Below are 1186 nucleotides of genomic sequence, written 5' to 3' on the forward strand. Positions count from 1 at the left end.
GGAAATTTGAACAATAACGCGTGGAAAACCCGAACACCAATCCCGATTGACAGCGGGAGTCATATCAGCTGTGAAGCGTCAAGAGGTTATTTCTCGACGCAGGAAGTCTGGCCATCGGCGCAACGCCGCCGATGGCGCTATGCGCACGATGCCAGTTGTAGTGGTGCTGCCAACTCGCCAAGGCTTCGATGCGCTGGGCGGAGCTCTGGTATGTCCATGCATAGGCTCATTCACGTAACGCCGACTGGATGAAGCGCTCGGCTTTGCCGTTGGTCTGCGGACGATAGGCCCGCGTAAATTTGTGCCGGATGCCCAGTTGCTGGCAGGCCCGCGCAAACTCGTGCGAGCGAAACGCCGAACCGTTGTCGGTTAGCAAGCGACGCACACGCACGCCGAGCCCTGCGTACCAAGCCACTGCATCGCGCAGGAACTGCACGGCACTGCGCCTTGTCTCGTCTGGATGCATTGCCGTGTAGGCAATCCGGGCATGATCGTCCACCGCGACGAACAGATACTCCCATCCAGCGCCATCGACCGTATCGCGCCGATTGCCGGTGACGCGATGGCCTGGACGCGCGATACGGCCGAGCTTCTTGATGTCGATGTGCAACAAATCGCCCGGTGCCTCGTGTTCGTAGCGCTGAACCGGTTCACGCGGTCGCAGCTCGCTCAACCGGGACAGTCCGGCACGCGCCAGCACGCGGCTGACGGCCGAGGCCGACACGCCCACCTGTCGGGCGATCTGACGTTGCAGCAAGCGTTGCTGGCGCAATTCCACGATCAACAAGGCAGTCGCCGGGGCGATGGCGCGTGGACAGCGAGCAGGCCTCGATGAGGCGTCAGCCAGTGCCGGCGGGCCACCGGCCAGATAGCGCCCGAGCCATTTCGCACGGTCGGTGTTGTCACGCCGTGATCGGCCGCCGCTTGCGGCACACTCGAACCAGATTCGGTGATTTCCTGAACCATCTCAAGTCGACGCGCGAAAGTGAGTCGGGCATTCTTATGGGTGTTCATCCGGCTGGGTTCCTGGAAAGTTGGGTGTTTGGCGACTTCCAGTCTCCCAGACTCAGTCCGGATGAACCATCGATACAACCTATTGAAGCTTCACAGCTGATATGACTCCCGCTGTCAATCGGGATTGGTGTTCGGGTTTTCCACGCGTTATTGTTCAAATTTCCTGAGGGCG

At 60.5% G+C, this 1186-nt stretch carries 1 pseudogene; it reads right to left on the minus strand.

Annotated features, from left to right (window positions below):
• Window positions 1-64 precede the first annotated feature (64 nt).
• A pseudogene (locus tag WT97_RS13975) lies at window positions 65-1014 on the minus strand (IS481 family transposase).
• Window positions 1015-1186: the final 172 nt, after the last annotated feature.

It is taken from the genome of Burkholderia sp. MSMB1459WGS (assembly GCF_001534535.1).
Lineage (GTDB): Bacteria > Pseudomonadota > Gammaproteobacteria > Burkholderiales > Burkholderiaceae > Burkholderia.